General features: G+C 71.5%; 15 protein-coding genes. 10 read left to right on the top strand and 5 right to left on the bottom strand.

Annotation, left to right across the window (positions count from 1 at the left end; translation table 11 throughout):
• Positions 1 to 113: 113 nt before the first annotated feature.
• From ACTHMF_RS06825 to ACTHMF_RS06795, 7 genes are all read left to right on the top strand, one after another.
• Positions 114 to 1211: a LacI family DNA-binding transcriptional regulator gene (locus tag ACTHMF_RS06825; protein WP_440316825.1), complete on the top strand. Its 1098-nt coding sequence runs from the start codon at positions 114 to 116 to the stop codon at positions 1209 to 1211.
• A 118-nt stretch (positions 1212 to 1329) separates the two neighbouring features.
• On the top strand, positions 1330 to 3000 hold the full coding sequence (locus ACTHMF_RS06820; protein WP_440316824.1) for an ABC transporter substrate-binding protein: 1671 nt from the start codon (positions 1330 to 1332) through the stop codon (positions 2998 to 3000).
• A 3-nt stretch (positions 3001 to 3003) separates the two neighbouring features.
• Positions 3004 to 3984 (top strand): ABC transporter permease, encoded by a 981-nt coding sequence (locus ACTHMF_RS06815; protein WP_440316823.1) that lies wholly within the window; start codon positions 3004 to 3006, stop codon positions 3982 to 3984.
• Entirely contained in the window at positions 3981 to 4955 is a 975-nt protein-coding gene (locus tag ACTHMF_RS06810) for an ABC transporter permease (protein WP_440316822.1), read from the top strand. The genes ACTHMF_RS06815 and ACTHMF_RS06810 overlap by 4 nt, the downstream gene beginning before the upstream one ends.
• Positions 4952 to 6619 (top strand): ABC transporter ATP-binding protein, encoded by a 1668-nt coding sequence (locus ACTHMF_RS06805; protein ID WP_440316821.1) that lies wholly within the window; start codon positions 4952 to 4954, stop codon positions 6617 to 6619. The genes ACTHMF_RS06810 and ACTHMF_RS06805 overlap by 4 nt, the downstream gene beginning before the upstream one ends.
• Positions 6616 to 7470 (top strand): alpha/beta fold hydrolase, encoded by an 855-nt coding sequence (locus ACTHMF_RS06800; RefSeq protein ID WP_440316820.1) that lies wholly within the window; start codon positions 6616 to 6618, stop codon positions 7468 to 7470. Before ACTHMF_RS06805 ends, ACTHMF_RS06800 begins: the two co-directional genes overlap by 4 nt.
• Positions 7471 to 7513: 43 nt before the next feature.
• Positions 7514 to 8689: a glycoside hydrolase family 1 protein gene (locus ACTHMF_RS06795; RefSeq protein WP_440316819.1), complete on the top strand. Its 1176-nt coding sequence runs from the start codon at positions 7514 to 7516 to the stop codon at positions 8687 to 8689.
• Positions 8690 to 8758: 69 nt separating this feature from the next.
• On the opposite strand, the gene ACTHMF_RS06790 is transcribed toward ACTHMF_RS06795, so the two are convergent.
• Both ACTHMF_RS06790 and gabT read right to left on the bottom strand, forming a co-directional pair.
• Complete coding sequence (locus ACTHMF_RS06790) at positions 8759 to 10246, bottom strand: NAD-dependent succinate-semialdehyde dehydrogenase (protein WP_440316818.1); 1488 nt, start codon at positions 10244 to 10246, stop codon at positions 8759 to 8761.
• Complete coding sequence (gene gabT / locus ACTHMF_RS06785; protein WP_314148479.1) at positions 10243 to 11604, bottom strand: 4-aminobutyrate--2-oxoglutarate transaminase; 1362 nt, start codon at positions 11602 to 11604, stop codon at positions 10243 to 10245. The genes ACTHMF_RS06790 and gabT overlap by 4 nt, the downstream gene beginning before the upstream one ends.
• A 94-nt stretch (positions 11605 to 11698) precedes the next feature.
• Here gabT and ACTHMF_RS06780 point away from each other — a divergent pair, with 94 nt between their 5' ends.
• Positions 11699 to 13153 carry a PucR family transcriptional regulator gene (locus ACTHMF_RS06780; protein WP_440316817.1) on the top strand — a complete coding sequence of 485 codons (1455 nt, stop codon included), beginning with the start codon at positions 11699 to 11701 and terminating at the stop codon, positions 13151 to 13153.
• On the opposite strand, the gene ACTHMF_RS06775 is transcribed toward ACTHMF_RS06780, so the two are convergent.
• Positions 13126 to 13437: a hypothetical protein gene (locus ACTHMF_RS06775; RefSeq protein WP_440316816.1), complete on the bottom strand. Its 312-nt coding sequence runs from the start codon at positions 13435 to 13437 to the stop codon at positions 13126 to 13128. The two genes, ACTHMF_RS06780 and ACTHMF_RS06775, sit on opposite strands and share 28 nt — an antisense overlap.
• A 120-nt stretch (positions 13438 to 13557) precedes the next feature.
• Between ACTHMF_RS06775 and ACTHMF_RS06770 the strand changes: the two genes are divergently transcribed.
• Together ACTHMF_RS06770 and ACTHMF_RS06765 are read left to right on the top strand one after the other, a co-directional pair.
• Positions 13558 to 14472, top strand: a complete 915-nt coding sequence (locus ACTHMF_RS06770; protein WP_440316815.1) for an aldose 1-epimerase family protein — start codon at positions 13558 to 13560, stop codon at positions 14470 to 14472.
• Positions 14473 to 14544: 72 nt separating this feature from the next.
• Complete coding sequence (locus ACTHMF_RS06765; RefSeq protein ID WP_440316814.1) at positions 14545 to 15732, top strand: Fic family protein; 1188 nt, start codon at positions 14545 to 14547, stop codon at positions 15730 to 15732.
• A gap of 200 nt (positions 15733 to 15932) precedes the next feature.
• Here ACTHMF_RS06765 and ACTHMF_RS06760 read toward each other — a convergent pair whose 3' ends face one another.
• Both ACTHMF_RS06760 and ACTHMF_RS06755 read right to left on the bottom strand, forming a co-directional pair.
• The gene (locus tag ACTHMF_RS06760; protein ID WP_440316813.1) at positions 15933 to 17300 is read right to left on the bottom strand and encodes a flavin monoamine oxidase family protein; all 1368 of its coding nucleotides are present in this window, start codon (positions 17298 to 17300) and stop codon (positions 15933 to 15935) included.
• 135 nt (positions 17301 to 17435) lie between these two features.
• Positions 17436 to 18518, bottom strand: a complete 1083-nt coding sequence (locus ACTHMF_RS06755) for a DUF998 domain-containing protein (RefSeq protein ID WP_440316812.1) — start codon at positions 18516 to 18518, stop codon at positions 17436 to 17438.
• Positions 18519 to 18562 lie beyond the last annotated feature (44 nt).

Raw genomic sequence — 18562 nt, 5'->3', positions numbered from 1 at the left:
GCCGGCGCGCGGCGTGTCGCGTGAAGAACTCCGGAAGCGACAGCGGGCTGGCAGGAGGGCGGGCTGGAGGGCCGCCTTATCATGGGGATGCCGACCCGCAGGAGGCCCCTCCGATGACCCGCGTCCCCACCGTCTACGATGTCGCGACCCACGCCGGAGTCTCGATCGCCACGGTGTCCCGCGTGTTCCGGCGCCCGGAATCCGTGAAGGACACGACGCGCGAGCGGGTCCTGGCCTCGGTGGAGGCGCTGGGCTACGTGCCGAGCGGCGCGGCACGGGGGCTCGCCGCGCGGCGCACGGGGGTGATCGGGCTGTTCTTCCCTGGTCTCGACGCGCTCGACGTTGCGGCGGGCGCCCAGCTCGACGAAGATGCGGCCGAAGCGGCGTCCATCGTCCGCGACATCGGCGGATCGGCGGACACCCGCGCCGGCGACCTGTACTTCGACGAGGTGCTGCGGGGCAGCGAGGTGGAGGCGTGGCGCTGCGGCTTCGTCCTGATGGTCGGGGTCGGCCGCGGTGCGACGGCGCACGACACGCTGGTCGACATGGCCGGCCGCGTGGACGGGCTGATCGTCCTCGCCGGCAGCGTCCCCGACGCCGAGATCCGCCATCTCGCCCGCCGGCTGCCCGTGGTGGTGATGGCCGGGCAGCGCCACGGCGACGACCTCGACCACGTCTCGGTCAGCAATGCCGCCGGGATGCGCACGCTCGCCGGCCACCTGATCGACGACCTCCGCGTGCCCTCGATCGCCTACGTCGCCGGCAGCGAAGGCTCCCCCGACGACGCCGAGCGCTGGCAGGGCTTCCGGGAGGCGCTCGCCGACCGCGGCCTGCCGGTGCCCGCCGCGCCCGACCACCGCGGCGAGTTCACCCGTGACGGCGGGCGGCGGGTCGGCCGCGCCATCCTCGCCGGAGAGCACCTCCCGCGCGCCGTCGTCTGCGCGAACGATCAGATGGCCCTCGGCGTCATCGATGCCGCGAGGATCGGCGGCGTCGACGTGCCGGGCGAGCTCATCGTGACCGGCTTCGACGGGATCGACGCCGGGCGCGTCTCGACGCCCCGGCTGACCACCGTCACCCAGCCGATGGAGGAGGTCGGCCGGGCCGCGGTGCAGACCCTCGTCCGCCGGCTCGCGGATCCGACCCGTCCCGCCGCGTCCGTACGGCTGCCCGTGCAGGTCGTCCTGCGCGAGTCCTCCGAACCTGTCTGAGGGCGGCGGCCACCACGCCCGCGGGGCATGACGCCGGGTGGGTTCTGGACCGACCGGAGTTGAGAAAAGAAATGTATGCGCATACAGTCGAGGTGCAACGACCCCAGAGAAGGTGGCAATGACGCACACACGACCCCCAGGCGTCCGGCGACGTCGGCGGCTCGGCGCCCTCGCAGGGCTCGCCGCGGCAGCCCTGGCGCTGTCCGGCTGCAGCATCACGATCAGGAGCCAGCAGGACCCGTCCATCCCCGCAGACACCATGCTGCTCGCCGCCGACAAAGGCACCCCGATGATGGAGCGCAACTTCAACCCGTACCTCGTGAACAAGCGCGCGGCTTCCTCCTACATCTACGAGCCGCTCGTCGTCATCAACGTGCTCGACGGGAAGGGCACGCCCTGGCTGGCCTCGAAGGTCGAGCAGCCCGACGCCCGCACGATCGACTACACGATCCGCGACGGCGTGAAATGGTCAGACGGCGAGCCGTTCACTGTCGACGACGTGGTGTTCACGCTGAACCTCATCAAGAAGTTCCCCACGCTCGATCTGAAGGGCGCCTGGCAGCACATCGCGTCGCTCGAGGTGAAGGGCGACCATCTCGTCATCCACCTGAAGGAGGACGACGCCCCCGCCCAGGACATCATCTCCCAGACGCTGATCGTCCCCGAGCACATCTGGAAGAACGTCACGAGCCCGGACACCTGGCGCGACCCGAACCCGGTCGGCACCGGCCCGTACACGCTCGGCAACTTCACGTCGCAGCAGTACACGATGGACAAATTCGATGGCTACTGGCAGGCGGACAGGGTGCAGGTGAAGCACCTCGTGCTCCCCGCCGCGACGAGCGAGCTCGACGTCGCCACCAAGGGCTTCGACTGGGCGTACGCGTTCATGAGCGACGTGCAGGGCACCTGGGTCGACGCGAACCCGCACAACAAGTACTGGTTCCCGCCGGGCGGGATCATCGGCCTCATGCCGAACCTCACGGTCAAGCCGTTCGACGACCTGAACGTGCGTCGCGGCCTCGCTCTCGCGCTCGACAGGGACAAGATCGCCGACGCGGCCACCGAGGGCTACATGAAGCCCGCCGGGCAGACCGGCTTGATCCTCCCGAACCAGGAGAAGGAACTCGACCCGAGCATCCCGGACGGCGGACTGATCAAGCAGGACACCGCCGGTGCCCTTGCCGCGTTCGCCGAGGCCGGATACACGCAGAAGGAGGGCAAGCTCGTCGGCCCCGACGGCAAGCCGTTCTCGTTCTCCATCACGACGGCGAACGGCTACTCCGACTGGCTGCGCGCCGTGCAGGAGGTCCGCAAGGAGCTCGGCGCCCTGGGCATCGACGTGCAGATCAAGCAGCCGCAGCCGCCCGGATATCAGCAGGCCATCCAGAACGGCGACTTCCAGGTGGCGATGGGCGGGATGGGCGCGGGTGTCGTCTTCCAGGCGTTCAACGCCACGCTCAACAGCGAGTTCGCCACCCCCATCGGGAAGGCAACGGCCTCCAACTTCGGGCGCTACCGGAACCCGCAGGCGGATGCTCTGCTCGCCGAGTACAAGAGCACGGTCGATCCGTCGCGGCGACTCGAGCTCAGCCATCAGCTGCAGCGGATCGTCTACGACGACCTCCCCGTCATCTCGATGTACTACGGCGGGCTCTGGGGCCTCTACAACGACGCCAAGTTCACCGGCTGGCCGGATGCGGAACACCCGTACGCCCCGCCACAGACGTATGACCAGACCCCGCTGCTCGTCTTCACGCACCTCACGCTCCGGAAGGACGGCGAATAGGCGATGGCGTACGCACTCCGCAAGCTCGGCCTGTTCGTGCTCACCCTGTGGGCCGCGATCACGCTGAACTTCCTCCTCCCCCGGCTGATGCCTGGCTCGCCGACCGACGCGGCCATCGCCAAGCTGTCGCAGAACGGCCCGGTCACCCAGGCCACCCGCGACGCCATCGAGGCGCAGCTCGGCGTGCCGGGCGGCAACCTGTGGGACCAGTACGTCGCCTACCTGCACCAGGTCGTGACGTTCGACTTCGGCGTCTCGTACACGTTCTATCCGCAGAGCGTCGGCGAGCTGATCGGCCAGGCGTTCCCGTACACGATCATGCTGGTCGGCATCGTCACCATCGTCGCCTTCGTGCTCGGCACGCTGACCGGCGTGCTCGCGGCGTGGAAGCGCAACACCTGGCTCGACTCGCTGCCCACCCTGACCGGCACCTTCGCCAGCACGTTCCCGTACTTCTGGACCGCGCTGCTGCTGCTGTTCTTCCTGGGCTACGTGCTGCACTGGTTCCCCACCTCCGGCGCCTACGGACCGACGGCGACCCCCGCGTTCAGCTGGGACTTCATGGTCGACGCGGCCTATCACGCGGTCCTCCCGGCGGTGACGATCCTCATCACCTCCGTCGGCGGCTGGATCCTGGGGATGCGCAACGCCATGATCAACACGATCGGCGACGACTATGTCACCTTCGCCCAGGCCAACGGCCTGAAGGGGCGCACCGTGGCGATGAAGTACGCGGCGCGCAACGCGATCCTGCCGAACCTCACCGGCTTCGGCCTGGCGCTCGGCGGCGTGGTCGGCGGCTCCATCCTCGTGGAGCAGGTGTTCGGCTACCCGGGCATCGGCTTCCTGCTCTTCAACGCCGTGATCGGGCAGGACTACCCGCTGATGCAGGCCCTGTTCCTGCTCATCACGGTGAGCGTTCTCGTCGCCAACTTCCTCGTCGACATCCTGTACGGCGTACTCGACCCAAGGACCCGCCGATGACCACCACGCAGAGCTTCAAGTCCATCCGCACCGACGAGGAGGTGGCGCGCCCGCCGCACCGCCTCGCGTTCATCGGCCGCGCGTTCGCGACCCTCTGGGCCAACGGGAAGTCGCGGCTCGGCCTCATCGTCCTCGGCCTGTTCGTGCTCGTCGCGATCTTCGCGCCCTGGCTCGCCCCCTACGGAGCCACGCAGGACGGCTTCCCGCGCAACGCGGACGCCAGCCCCGAGCACTGGTTCGGGACGACCGCCGCCGGGGAGGACGTGCTCAGCCAGCTGATCTACGGCACCCGGGTGAGCGTGACGGTCGGTTTCGTCGCCGGCCTGCTCTCGACGGTCGTCGCCGTGCTGATCGGACTCAGCTGGGGCTACATCAAGGGCTTCGGCGCCGAGGTGGTCAACTTCTTCGTCAACCTGTTCCTGGTGATCCCGGGTCTGCCGCTGATGATCGTGATCGCCGCCTACCTTCAGAACGGCGGCCTCGCGATGATCATCGCGGTGATCGTGATCACCGGGTGGGCGTGGGGCGCCCGCGTCCTGCGCAGCCAGACGCAGTCCCTCCGCTCGCGCGACTTCGTGACGGCGGCGCGGTTCTCGGGCGACAGCTCGTTCCGGGTCGTGTTCCACGAGATCCTGCCGAACATGACCTCGCTCATCGCCGGCTCGTTCTTCGGCGCCGCGACGGCCGCGATCCTCGCGGAGGCGGGGCTCGAGTTCCTCGGGCTCGGCGACTCGTCGATCGTCAGCTGGGGCACCATCCTCTACTGGGCGCAGAACTCCAACGCGCTGCTCACCGGCCAGTGGATCCTGCTCTTCGCGCCCGGTCTGTGCATCGCCCTGCTGGCGATGAGCCTCACCCTGGTCAACTTCGGCGTGGATGCGATCAGCAACCCCCGCCTGCGCGAAGGGTCGGCGAAGGCCGCCCGGACCACCGCGCCCGATGCCCGCGCCGAGGAAGGAAGCGAGCGATGAACGCACTCCTGGAGGTCCGCGACCTCTCCGTCGTCTACGAGTCAGTCGGGCAGGCGCCTGTGCAAGCTGTCGACCACGTCTCGTTCGACATCGGGGCCGGCGAGTTCGTCGGCCTGGTCGGCGAGTCGGGCTCTGGCAAGTCGACGCTCGGCTTCGCGCTCACCCGCTTGCAGAAGCCGCCGGCGCGCACGAACGGCGGCAGCATCCGCTTCGACGGGCGCGACATCCGCGAGCTCGACGACGAGACACTGCGCCGGCAGCGCCAGGGCGGCTTCGCCATGGTGCTGCAGTCGGGCATGAACGCTCTGAACCCGGTTCGGACGATCCGCAAACACTTCGTCGACATCTTCACGGCCCACGGCCACATCGCCCGCGAGCGCTGGGACGACCGGATGCGCGAGCTGGTCGGCAAGGTCGGCCTCCCCGAGCAGGTGCTCGCCCGCTACCCCGGCGAGCTCTCCGGCGGCATGCGCCAGCGCGTCTCCATCGCGCTCGCGCTCTCGCTGGAGCCCCGGATGATGGTGTTCGACGAGCCGACGACCGCGCTCGATGTGCTCGTGCAGCACGCCATCATGGACACGATCACCGAGCTGCAGGCGTCCGAGGGCTTCACCGCGGTGCTCATCAGCCACGATCTCGGCGTCGTGCTGGAGGCGACCCAGCGTGTGCTGGTGATGCACGACGGCCGGATCGTCGAGGACGCCCCGAGCCGCGACATCCTGGACGCCCCGCAGCACGACTACACGAGGATGCTGCTCAGCCACTACGCCGACCCGCGCGCCGAGGTCGTCGAGCTGCCCGGCCTCCCCGCCGACCGCTCCCAGCGCACCACGGCCGTCGAGCAGCGGGAGGGCCGCGCTGCCCGCTCCGCCATCACGGTCGATGGCGTCGGCAAGGTCTACCCGGCGCCGCGGCGCGGCGAGGGCCCGGTCACGGCCGTCGACGACGTCTCGTTCGTGCTGGAGCCCGGTCAATCGCTCGCCCTGGTCGGCGCCTCCGGCTCGGGGAAGTCGACCATCGCGAAGCTGCTCACGGGCGTCGAGAAGCCCACCTCCGGCACGATCCGGTTCGGCGACACCGAGGTGGCCACGCTCGGCAAGCGCGGCATCCACGAGCTGCACAAGAACGTGCAGATGGTGTTCCAGGACCCCTACGCCGCGCTCAACCCGCTGCACACCGTCGAGTACGCGCTCACCAGGCCGGTGCTGAATTACACCGGCTTGCGGGGGAAGGACGCGCGGCGCCGCGTGCTCGACCTGCTGGAGACCGTCGGCCTGACCCCCGTCGAGCAGTTCGCGCAGAAGCTTCCGCACCAGCTCTCGGGCGGCCAGCGACAGCGCGTGGTGATCGCCAGGGCGCTGGCGAGCGACCCCCAGGTGCTGGTCGCGGACGAACCGGTCTCGATGCTCGACGTCACCCTGCGCGCTGGAGTGCTGGCGCTGCTGCAGGAGCTGCGCGAGCGCTGGGGCGTGTCGCTGCTGTACATCACGCACGACCTGCTCTCGGCGCGACTCGTGACCGACGACATCATGGTGCTCAACGGCGGCCGCGTGGTCGAGCGCGGACGCACGGCCGAGGTGCTCCGGCATCCGACCGACCCGTACACGATCGCCCTGCTCGACGCGGTGCCGAACCCGGCGCGCACGCGGGAGGCGCTCGCGTGACGTTCCCGCAGCACGCACCGTTCGGTGCGCTGCCCGTCCCGCCGGGGGTCGACGTCGTCGGCCTCCCGGCGCGGGTGGGAGTGCTCACGGCGTTTCACGCCGCCCCGGCGCGCCGACCCCGCGGGACCGTCCTGGTCGTCCCCGGCTTCACCGGCTCTAAGGAGGACTTCCGCGATTTCCTGGGGCTGCTCGCGGCGCGCGGCTGGAACGCCTGGATCTACAGCCAGCGTGGCCAGGGCGACTCGGCGGCGCCGGCGGGCCGAGACGCATACCACCTGGACGCGTTCGCGGCGGACACCGTCGAGGTGGCCGGGATGGTGGGCGGCGGCCGGCCGGTGCACCTGGTGGGGCACAGCTTCGGGGGTGTGGTCGCGCGCGCGGCTGTCATCGCCTCCCCCGCGACGTTCACGTCGCTGACGCTGCTCTGCTCCGGCCCGCACGGGTGGCCAGGTCGCCACGCAGACACCACGGAGACGGTCGCCGCCTCCGGCTCGATCGGGCTGTGGTACCGCGACAACCCCGGTACCCGCGGCGTACCGGACGCCGAACTGCCGCCCGAGCTGGCGTTTCTCCGGCTGCGCGCGGAGCGCACCTCCAGCGACAACCTCCTGGCCGGGGCGGAGATCCTCCGCACCCAGCCCGACCTCACGGGCGAGCTGTGCGCGACCGGCGTCCGCACGCTCGTCGCGCACGGCGAGCGCGACGACAAGTGGCCGATCGCCGATCAGCGTGCGATGGCCGACCGCCTCGGCGCGCGGTACGCCGTCATCCCCGGGGGCGCGCACCTGCCGCAGGTCGAGGCGCCGCAGGCGACCCTCGAGGCGCTCGACACTTTCCTCGGCGCCGGCTGACCGGCGCCGTCCTCCCCGATCCACCCGCACGACAAGGAGTACAGTGCTCACCTTCCCCGACGGCTTCCTCTGGGGGGCATCGACCGCCGCCCACCAGATCGAAGGCAACAACATCAACAGCAACTGGTGGGTGCACGAGCACACACCAGGCACGAGCATCGTGGAGCCGTCCGGCGACGCGATGGACAGCTATCACCGCTACCGCGAGGACATGAGGCTGCTGGCGGACGCCGGGCTCGACTCCTACCGGTTCAGCGTCGAGTGGGCGCGCATCGAGCCGGAGCGCGGGTTCGTCTCGCGCGCCGAGATCGACCACTACCGTCGCATGGTGGAGGCGTGCCACGAGTTCGGCCTGAAGCCTGTCGTCACCCTGATGCACTTCACGGTTCCGCGCTGGTTCGAGCGCGACGGCTTCTGGCGCGCACCCGACGCGGCCGACCTCTTCGCCCGCTACACCGAGCTGGCCCTTCCGATCGTCGCCGACGGCGTCGAATACGTCTGCACGATCAACGAGCCGAACATCGCGGCCATGCTCGCCGGCGGCGAGGATGCGGGCAATCTCGTCGCGTACGGCCTCCCGAATCCGGACCTGGGCGTCGCGGACGCGCTCCTCGCCTCCCACCACCGCTCCCGCGAGGTGCTGTCGCAGGTGAGCGGGCTGAAGTCGGGCTGGACCATCGCGACGCAGGCGTTCCGCGCCACCGGCGAGCCCGGCTCGGAGGAGATGCTGCGTCGGTACGGCCACCCGCGGGACGACTGGTACCTCGAGCAGTCGGCCGGCGACGATTTCGTGGGCGTGCAAGCGTACACGCGCACCTTCGTCGGCCCGCACGGCCCGCTGCCCGTCGCCGACGACGTGGAGACCACGCTGACGGGATGGGAGTTCTACCCTCCGGCCGCTGCAGAGGGCGCGCGCAGCGCGTGGGAGCTCTCCGGCGGCGTGCCCGTGCTGATCACCGAGAACGGCATCGCCACCGCCGACGACGAGCGGCGCATCGCCTACACCGACGCCGCGCTGCGGGAGCTGCTCGCGGCCATCCAGGACGGCGTCCGCATCGACGGCTACCTGCACTGGAGCGCGCTCGACAACTACGAGTGGGCGAGCGGATACCGCCCGACCTTCGGCCTCATCGCCGTCGATCGCGAGACGTTCGTCCGGACGCCGAAGCCGAGCCTGGCCTGGCTCGGCTCGGTCGCCCGCGCGAACGGCCTCGGCTGACGGCGGCCTTCGGCGCCGGGGGCGCGACCCGCCGTTTCGGCGTGCCGCGCCCCCGGCGCCTTCTGATCCTCAGTTGGGGATGAGCGTGTACTTGGTGTCCAGGTACTCGTGGATGCCCTCTGCGCCGCCCTCACGGCCGAGGCCGGACTGCTTGACGCCGCCGAACGGGGCAGCCGCGTTGGACACGAGCCCGGTGTTGAGGCCCATCATGCCGGTGTCGATCCTCTCGATCATCCGCTGGCCGCGGGCGAGGTCCTGCGTGAACACGTAGCCGACGAGTCCGTACTCGGTCTCGTTGGCGCGGGCCACCGCCTCGTCCTCGGTCGAGAACGTCGTGATCGCCAGGATCGGGCCGAAGATCTCCTCCCGGAGGATCTCGCTGCCCGGCTGGATGTCCGTGAGCACGGTCGGCGCGAAGAACGAGCCTGCTCCCTCCGGCGCGGAACCCCCGGTGAGGACGCGGGCGCCGCGGGAGACCGCGTCCTCGACGAGCGCCGTCATGGAGGCAACGGCGCGGTCGTCGATCAGCGGGCCGATGGTGACGCCCTCGTCGGTGCCGCGGCCGATGCGCATCGCGTTCACCTTCTCGGTGACGCGGCGCGCGAACTCGTCGGCGACGGACTCGTGCACGATGAACCGGTTGGCGGCGGTGCAGGCCTGGCCGATGTTGCGGAACTTCGCGAGCATCGCGCCCTCGACCGCCTTGTCTAGGTCGGCGTCGCCGAACACGACGAACGGTGCGTTGCCGCCGAGCTCCATCGAGGTGCGCAGGACGTTCTGGCCGGCCTGGGCGAGCAGCGTGCGGCCGACCGGGGTGGAGCCGGTGAAGGAGAGCTTGCGCAGCCGCGCGTCCGCGATGATCGGCGCGGAGACCGCACCCGAGGTGTTCGTCTGCACGACGTTCACCACGCCGTCCGGCAGGCCGGCGTCCGCCAGCAGCTGCGCGAACAGCAGCGTCGTGAGCGGGGTCAGCTCCGCGGGCTTCACGACGACGGTGCAGCCGGCCGCGAGGGCCGGCGCGATCTTGCGCGTCGCCATCGCCAGCGGGAAGTTCCACGGCGTGATGAAGAAGCTCGGTCCGACCGGTCGCTGCGAGACGACCATCGTGCCGGTGCCCTCGGGGTTGGATCCGTAGCGGCCGGAGATGCGGACGGCCTCCTCGGAGAACCAGCGCAGGAACTCGCCGCCGTAGGTGACCTCGCCGTTGGCCTCGGCCAGGGGCTTCCCCATCTCGAGCGTCATCAGTAGCGCGAAGTCGTCGCGGCGCTCCTGCAGCAGGTCGAACGCGCGGCGCAGGATCTCGGCGCGCGTGCGCGGCGGCGTGGCGGCCCAGGCGTCCTGGGCGGCGACCGCCGCGTCCAGGGCGCGGATGCCGTCCTCGGGGGTCGCATTGGCGATGCGCTTGATCACGCGGCCGGTGGCCGGGTCCTGCACCTGGATCTGCTCGCGGCTGCCGGCCTCCCAGCGTCCGCCGATGAACAGCCCGTCGGGCACGCGGGAGAGCAGGTCGGCCTCGCGGGCGGTCAGCTCGCCGGTCATGGTGTCGACGGCGCTCATGCGTTCGCCACCGCCTCCGCGACGACGTCCAGCCCCTCGATCAGGAGGTGGTCGGGGATGCTCAGGGGCGGCAGGAAGCGGATCACGTTGCCGTAGGTGCCGCAGGTCAGCAGCACGACACCGGCCGCGTGCGCCGCGGCGGCGACGGCGGAGGTGAGCGCGGCGTCCGGCTCCCCGGTCTCCGGGTCGACGAGCTCGATCGCGACCATCGCACCGCGGCCGCGCACCTCGGCGACGCGCGGGTCGGCGTCGCGCAGGGCGCCCAGCTTCTCGAAGAGGATGCCGCCGATCTCGCGGGCGCGCGCGGCGAGGTCCTCCTGCTCGTACGTCTCGATGGCGGCGAGCGCCGCGACGCACGCGAGCGGGTTGCCGCCGTAGGTGCCGCCGAGGCCGCCGACCTGCGGGGCGTCCATGATCTCGGCGCGGCCGGTGACCGCGGAGAGCGGAAGGCCGCCCGCGATGCCCTTGGCGGTGACGATCAGGTCGGGGACGATGCCGAACTGCTCGGACGCGAACATGGTGCCGGTGCGGGCGAAGCCCGTCTGCACCTCGTCGGCGATGAAGACGACGCCGTTCGCGTTCGCCCACTCCTGCAGCGCGGGGAGGAAGCCGTCGGCCGGGACGATGAAGCCGCCCTCGCCCTGGATCGGCTCGATGATGACGGCGGCGAGGTTGCTCGCGCCGATCTGCTTCTCGATCATGGTGATCGCACGCTTGGCCGCCTCGGCGCCGCTCAGGCCGCCGTCGCGCAGCGGGTAGCTGAGCGGCGCGCGGTAGATCTCGGGCGCGAACGGGCCGAAGCCGTTCTTGTACGGCTGGTTCTTGGCGGTGAGGCCCATCGTGAGGTTGGTGCGGCCGTGGTAGGCGTGGTCGAACGCGACGACGGCCTGCTTGCCGGTGTAGTGCCTGGCGATCTTGACGGCGTTCTCGACCGCCTCCGCGCCGGAGTTGAACAGCGCGCTGCGCTTGGCGTGGTCGCCGGGGGTCAGCCGGTTGAGCGCCTCGGCGACGTCCACGTAGGAGTCGTAGGGGGCGACGGTGAAGCAGGTGTGCGTGAACGCGGCGACCTGCGCGGTGACGGCGTCGACGATGCGCGGGGCGGCGTTGCCGACGCCGGTGACGGCGATGCCGGAGCCGAAGTCGATCAGCGAGTTGCCGTCGACGTCGACGAGCACCCCGCCGCCCGCGGCGACGGTGTAGACCGGGATGGTGGCGCCGACGCCCGCGGCGACGGCCTGGGCCTTGCGCTCGGCGCGCTTGCGCGACTCGGGGCCGGGGATCGGGGTGACGAGCCGGCGCTCCTGCGGGAGCGTGGGGCCGCCGACGGGAGTGCTGGTGGCGGTGGAGAGGATGGTCATGGCGGCATCGTAAGGAGCGTCGCGAGCGCTTCGCATGGACGATGCGTACAATTCGAGCGTCAGGAATCGACATCCTGGCAGATGGAGTGCCCCGATGCCCGCCACCCTCGCCCAGCTGCTCGCGCGTCCCGAACTCGGCCTGCGCCTGCTGACGCCGTCCGCCGTCGGCGACCTGGACGCGCCGCTGTCCTGGGCGCACAGCTCGGAGCTTCCGGACCCGACGCCGTTCCTCTCCCCCGGCCAGGTGCTCCTGATCACCGGCACCCCCGACGACGTCGAGGCGTACGTCGGCAGGCTCGTGCGGCACGGGATCGCCGGGCTTGGCTACGGCACCGAGGTGGTGCGCTCCGGGACGCCGGAGCAGCTGGTCGAGGCGTGCACGCGGCTCGGCCTGCCCCTGTTCGAGGTGCCGTACCGCACGCCGTTCATCGCCGTCGCCCGCTTCGTCGCCGACCGGCTGGCCGCCGACGCGTACGCCAGGAACACCTGGGCGCTGCGCGCCTCCCGCGCGATCTCGCTCGCGGCCCTGCGCCCGGACGCGCTCGGCGCGGTGCTGGCGGAGCTGGCCAGGCAGATCGAGCGTCCCGTCGCCCTGATCGGCGCCGACGGCGGGCTCGCCAGGGTCGCTCCGGCCGGGGCGGTCACCGGGGCGGCCGCCGCCGCGCTGATCGCGTCGGCGGAGCCGCTGCTGCGCAGCAGGCGGCGCGCGGCGGGCACGGCCGAGACCGAGGCGGGGCCGTTCGCGCTGCAGACGCTCGGGGCGGCCGGACGGCTGCGCGGCGTGCTCGCGGTCGGCTCCGAGGGGCTGGACCAGGCCGCCCAGCAGGTCGTCACCGGCGTCGTCGCCCTCGCCGGACTGGCGCTGGAGCAGAGCAGGGCGACGGACGCGGCGCGCGCCCGGCTGCGCACCTCCGTCTGGCGCGCGCTGCTCGCCGGGGACCGCGCTCTCGCCGAGGCGGTCGCCGAGCCGGTGCTCGGGTCACTCCCGGAGGCGCCCGTGCGCGTGGCCGTGCTCGGCGGCACCGGGATCGCGGCCGCCGCGGACTGGCTGGAGAACCACGACGCCGGCTTCTTCGCGCGCGACGGCCACGACATCGTGCTGCTGGACGCGGACGACGCGACGGCGCGCGAGCTCGCCGGCCGGTTCGGCCTCCGCGGCGGGGTGTCGGCCCCCGCGGCCCTGACCGGCCTGGCCGCCGCCGTCGCGCAGGCGGACGTCGCCAGGGCGCGGGCGAGCGCCGAGCATCCCGTCCCGGCGTTCGACGATGTCGCGGCGGCCGGGATGCTCGCGCTGCTGCAGACACCGGACGCGCGCGCGGTCGCCGCGACCGCGCTGGCCCCGCTGGTCGCCGCCGATCCCGCGCTGCCGTCCGTGCTGCGCACCTGGCTCGACGCGGACGGCGTCTACGACGTCGCGGCGCGCCGGCTCGGGATGCACCGGCACACCCTGCGCGCCAGGGTGGCGGACGCGGAGCGGCTGCTCGGCCGCGACCTCAGCGGCTTCGCCGCACGGGCGGACCTCTACGCGGCGCTGCGCGCGGCCGGCTGAACGAGCGCGGGCAGCTCGGCGTCGAGCGCGGGCGCGGCGGCCGACCCCGCCTCCGACTCCTCGCGGTACTTGCTCACGGTCAGGACCACCGCCGCACCGGCGGCGGCGATGACGAAGACGACGGCGATCACGAGGTCGACGATCTGCCTGCGGGTCAGCCCGCTGTGGTGAGCGACGGCGACGGTCGCGAGCCCGCTGTCCAGGGCCGGCGTCGACATCGCGCCGAACGCGACGGCGGCGACGACGAACGAGAAACCGAAGAGACACCAGGCGACAGCACGCATGAGGCTATTAGACCATCGCGCCGCCGAACCGCCTCGGGGGTTGCGGGAGAGTCGCGCTCGTGTCATGGTGCGGCGGCGTGCGCTTTGTGCGGACTCCCGCAAGGCGGCCAGAATGGGCGGATGACTACTCCGATCTCGGGAACGCACTACGGTCTCACCGCCGGCGACTACCACGCCACCATGGCCTCCGTCGGCGCATCGCTGCGCACCCTGGAGCACCGCGGCCGCCCGCTCGTGGTGCCGTTCGACGCCGACGAGGTGCGCCCGGCGTACCGCGGCGCGACGCTGGCGCCGTGGCCCAACCGCGTCGTCGACGGCCGGTACACCTTCGACGGGGTCGAGCAGCAGCTCGCGCTCACCGAGCCGGCGCGCGGCCACGCGCTGCACGGCCTCGCGACCTGGCTGGACTTCGAGCCGGTCGACCGGTCCGCCGACGCGGTCACGCTGGCCGCGACCATCCAGGCCCAGGAGGGCTACCCGCACCGCATCGACGTCGCCGTCGCGTTCAGCCTGGACGAGCAGGGACTGCACACCACGGTCACGGCGACCAACACCGGCTCGTCGCGCGCGCCGTGGGGCACCGGCCCGCACCCGTACCTCGTCGCCGGCGAGGGACGGGTGGACGACTGGACGCTGACGCTGCCCGCGGACACCGTGCTCACCGTGACCGAGGACCGGCTGATCCCGGTGGGCCTGGAGGCGGTGGCCGGCGGCGGCTTCGACTTCCGCGCGCCGCGGCCCATCGCGGACACCTTCATCGACCACGCGTTCACCGGCCTGACCCGCGGGGAGGACGGCGCGGCGACCGTCACGCTGCGCGCGCCGGAGGGCACCGGCGTCGAGATGACGTGGGACGGCGCGTGCCCGTGGGTGCAGATCCACACCGCCGACCGCGACATCCCGGAGCTCGACCGGCTCGGCCTCGCGGTGGAGCCGATGACGTGCCCGCCGGACGCGTTCAACTCCGGCACCGACCTGATCGTCCTCGAGCCCGGCGCCTCGACGAGCGCCGGCTGGACCATCCGTGCGATCTGATCGCTACGTCATAACGGCCACCCGCGAGATTATGAGATAATCGCATAGTCCATAAGAGAGAAGGACGTCGCTATGGCCTTCGATCACTGGCCCGCCCTCGCGTGGGAGCGGCGGACCTGGACGCCTTCCACCGCATGGGGCGCCGGGGCGGAGTCCGCCCTGCGCGGGAGGACATACGACGCGTCGGTGCCCGCGATGATCCGGGACGCGGTACCGCGGCCGCGAGCGCAGGTGAGCGCCGCGGCGGATGACGCGGCCAGGGAGCTCAGCCGATTCGACGCCGAGCTCGGCGCCCGCGTGAACTCGTTCGCACCCGTGTTGCTGCGATCGGAAGCCGCGTCGTCGTCCCAGATCGAGAATCTCACCGCGTCGGCGCGCGCGATCTTCAGCGCAGAGCTCGGCGCGAAGACGGGACGCAACGCGGAACAGGTCGCGGCCAATACGCGCGCTTTGCGCGCGGCGATCGAGCTCTCGACGGAGATCAGCGCCGACGCGGTCCTCCGCATGCATGCCGTGCTCATGGCCGAACAGCCGAGGCACGCGCCGGGCGAGTTCCGCCAGGAGGCGGTGTGGATCGGTACGCGGTCGGACAGCCCGATCGGCGCGGACTTCGTCGCACCGTGGTACGAACGCGTCCCCGGCCTCGTCGACGACACCGTCGCCTTCGCCAACCGGCTCGACCTCCCGCCATTGATCTCCGTGGCCGTCGCGCACGCGCAATTCGAGACCATCCACCCCTTCACGGATGGGAACGGCCGGACCGGACGGGCGCTCGCGCAGGCGATGCTCCGGCATCGGGCGGTCACGAGAAGCGTCGCAGTGCCGGTGTCCGCCGGTCTCCTCGCCGACGTCGACGGCTATCACGCCGCGCTGACCGCCTACCGCGCGGGAGACGTGAACCCGATCGTGCAGGCCTTCGCGGACGCGTCTCTGCGCGCCGTCGGAAACGCGCGCCGGCTCGTCGCCGAGATCGACCAGGCGCGCGCGGAGTGGAATCAACGGCTCACCGTCCGCCGCGACAGCAACGCGTGGAGGATTCTGGACATCCTCGCCCGCCGTCCGGTGCTGGACTCGGCGACCATCGCTGCCGAACTCGGCATCCAGCAGACCAATGTCTACCCTCCGATGCGCTCCCTCGTCGACGCCGGGATCGTGAAGTCGAAAGCGGAGCACGGACTGGGACCGTTCTGGCGCAGCGACGAGATTCTGGATGCGGTCGACCGGTTCGCGAAGCGGGCCGGCCGACGCGAGCTTCCCTGAGCCGCCGCGACCGTCCCCGTTCGGTACGTTCCGGCCCTGCTCGAGCGGGGGCAGTCGTACCGGGCGGGGTCATTCGCGCGGGACGTGCGGGACGTGCGTGACAGACCTCGCCGGGACCTGGCCGCCCACGACGGCGGCCGGGTCCCGGCGAGGGTGTGCGCGCGGCCATCCACGACTGGCCGCGCGCAGCTCGAGGGGGCCTAGCGGCCCGCGGGCACCGCTGCGGCCACGATCGCCGCCGCCGTCTCGCGCCCGACACGGATCGCGCCGTCGACGTGCTGGTAGCCCTTGCCCGCCATGTCGCTGCACGAGAAGTGGATGGGACCGACCGGCGTCCGCAGGTCGGCGCCGTAGCGCGCCAGGCCGCCCATGTCGAAGCTCGCCGCGTACGCGCCGCGGGTCCACTCCTCGCTGCCCCAGTCGCTCTCGTAGTACACGACGGGGCTCAGCGCCTGCTCGCCGGAGTAGTGCGACAACGAATGAAGGATGCGCGCCTTGCGCTCCTCGGGCGAGAGCCGGAACACGTCGTCGGCCGCCTCGTCGGAGACGAAGCCGACCAGGGTGCCGCGCGCGTCGCCGTGGTAGCTGTTGTCGTAGGCCTCGTGCACCAGCTCGTACGGGCTGAACGCGGTGCCGCTGTAGCCGAGGTCGCGCCAGAACGGCGTCTCGTAGACCGCGTGCACCTTGATCACGAAGCCCATCGAGAGGTGCTGGTGCAGCTGCTGCTGGCGGCGCGGCAGCGGCGGCTCGTAGGAGATGCGGCTGATCAGCACGGGCGGCACCGCGAGGATCGCGAACCGGGCGCGCACCTCCACGCCGTCTGCGATCGCGGTCACGCCGGTCTCGTCCCACTGCAGCGTGCGCACCGGGGCCTTCAGGTGGACGTCGTCGCCCAGGCGCTGAGCGAGCTGCAGCGGGACCTGCTGCAGGCCGCCCTTGACGCGCTTGTCCAGGATGAAGTCGGCGTCGACGAGGTTCGAGAAGCTGCCCGCGCTGGCGGCCATCAGCAGCGCCTGCAGCGCGGAGAAGGCGTGGGCCGGCTTGGTGAGCATCGCGCCGGCGATGAACATGCCGATGTTGCGCCTGGCTTCCTCGTCGTCGGTCTGGGTCTCCAGCCAGCGGCGGAACGAGATCTCGTCCAGCTCCTTGGCGCGCGGGTGCGCCCACGGACGGTCGGGGTCGATCTCGGCGACCAGCGCGTCCATCCGCTCGATGAGGTCGACCATGACCTTCTCGGTGGCCGGCGCGACAGGGAAGATGTCGCCCTCGAACGTGCGGCGCTCGCCGTTCTCGCCGAGGTAGATGTTGATGCCCTCGCGGTAGCGGGAATACGTCTCCAGCCCCAGCTCGGCGAGGGTGTCGATGAGGGCGTCCTGGTCGGGCGACACCCACTGTCCGCCGATCTCCAGCGTCGCGCCGTCGACGTCGTCGGTCCACAGCCGCCCCCCGACGCGGTCGCGGGCCTCCAGGACGGCGACGCTCAGCCCGGCCTTCTTCAGCTCCGTCGCGGCGGTGAGGCCGGACGCACCAGCGCCGACGATGACCACGTCACGTTCGATGCTGTTCATTGCTATCAACTCCTCCATCGGGTCACGAGGATGCTAGGCGGGCGGCGCAGGCCGGTTCCTGTACAGCGTGTCGAACGGTGGACGGGTGGGTCGCCAGCGCGTATGAGGCGCGCGCGACAGCGGTCGCCGCGCGGATCAGCGGGCGCGCGCCACCGCCGCCCCGCTCATCCGCAGGTAGACGATCAGCCAGCTGAAGACAAGGACGCCGGCGACCAGCTCGGCGGCGGTCAGCACGTAGTAGCCGATCGCGAAGAACACGAGCATCAGCACGATCACGCCGAAGAACGTGTAGCCGAGCGTGAAGAAGGCGCGCGGGGCCTCCGGCAGCGCGGCGCGCACCCAGAACACGACGAGCGCGAACACGACCACCATCCCGACCGCGGAGACGTTGTGCAGCACCGCGGAGACGTTCAGCGGGAAGATCCCGACGCAGGCCAGGAGCACACCGATCAGGATGAGCCCGACGCGCACGCGGACCACCGCCGCCCTCCGCTGCGGGTCCTCGATCCCGCGCGCGTCCGTCGCGTAGCGGGCGATCGCGGTGACGATGACCCCGGCAATGATGAGCGTGAGGTTGAACGTGAGACTCGAGATGCTCCTGGTCATGCCGAGGGCGCTCAGGTGCAGCATCCACCAGTGCGGGTTCGGCGCGCTGAGCATCGCGGTCAGGATGCCGATGACCGCGAACCCGGCGAGCACGGTCGACAGGCGCATGAGGTCCATGCCGGCGGAGGCGAGGAACACCGCGTACGCGGTGACGCCGATCGCCGCCCCCGCGATGACGCTCGCGGACAGGAAGTAGACGGTCGCGTCCTGGAACCCGTCGGCGAGCACGGCGCCGAGCACCAGCCAGCCGAGCAGGGCGAGGATGCCGAACGCGAGCGCGATGGCGAAGGTGTCGAAGATGTCGGCGCCGGTCGCACGCCCGGCAACGCCCGGCGCCCGCGCGGCTCCCGAACCGCGCCCGGCGGACGTTTCGAACGGCGTGAGCCCCTGCCGATGCCAGAGCCGGCCGGTCGCGTAGGCCAGGAACGCCACGATGCCCGCGGCGATCGCGGCGAACTGACCGACCGAACCGGGCCCGGCGATCGGCAGGTCGTTCCCCCAGAACGAGAGCAGGGCGACGAGGCCGGACACGACGAAGACCCCACCGCCCACGACGATGCCTGCGCCCTCCACGCTGAGCCGCGGCGGTGCCATGTTCTCCGTCGCGACCATCGCCATCGCCTCCCTCGCGGTACCGCCCCCTGGCGGACGCGCAC

This window comes from Leifsonia sp., from assembly GCF_051955155.1.
Lineage (GTDB): Bacteria > Actinomycetota > Actinomycetes > Actinomycetales > Microbacteriaceae > Leifsonia.
Note: the sequence above shows the minus strand (reverse complement) of the source record. Positions and strands in the feature narration are given on the sequence as shown.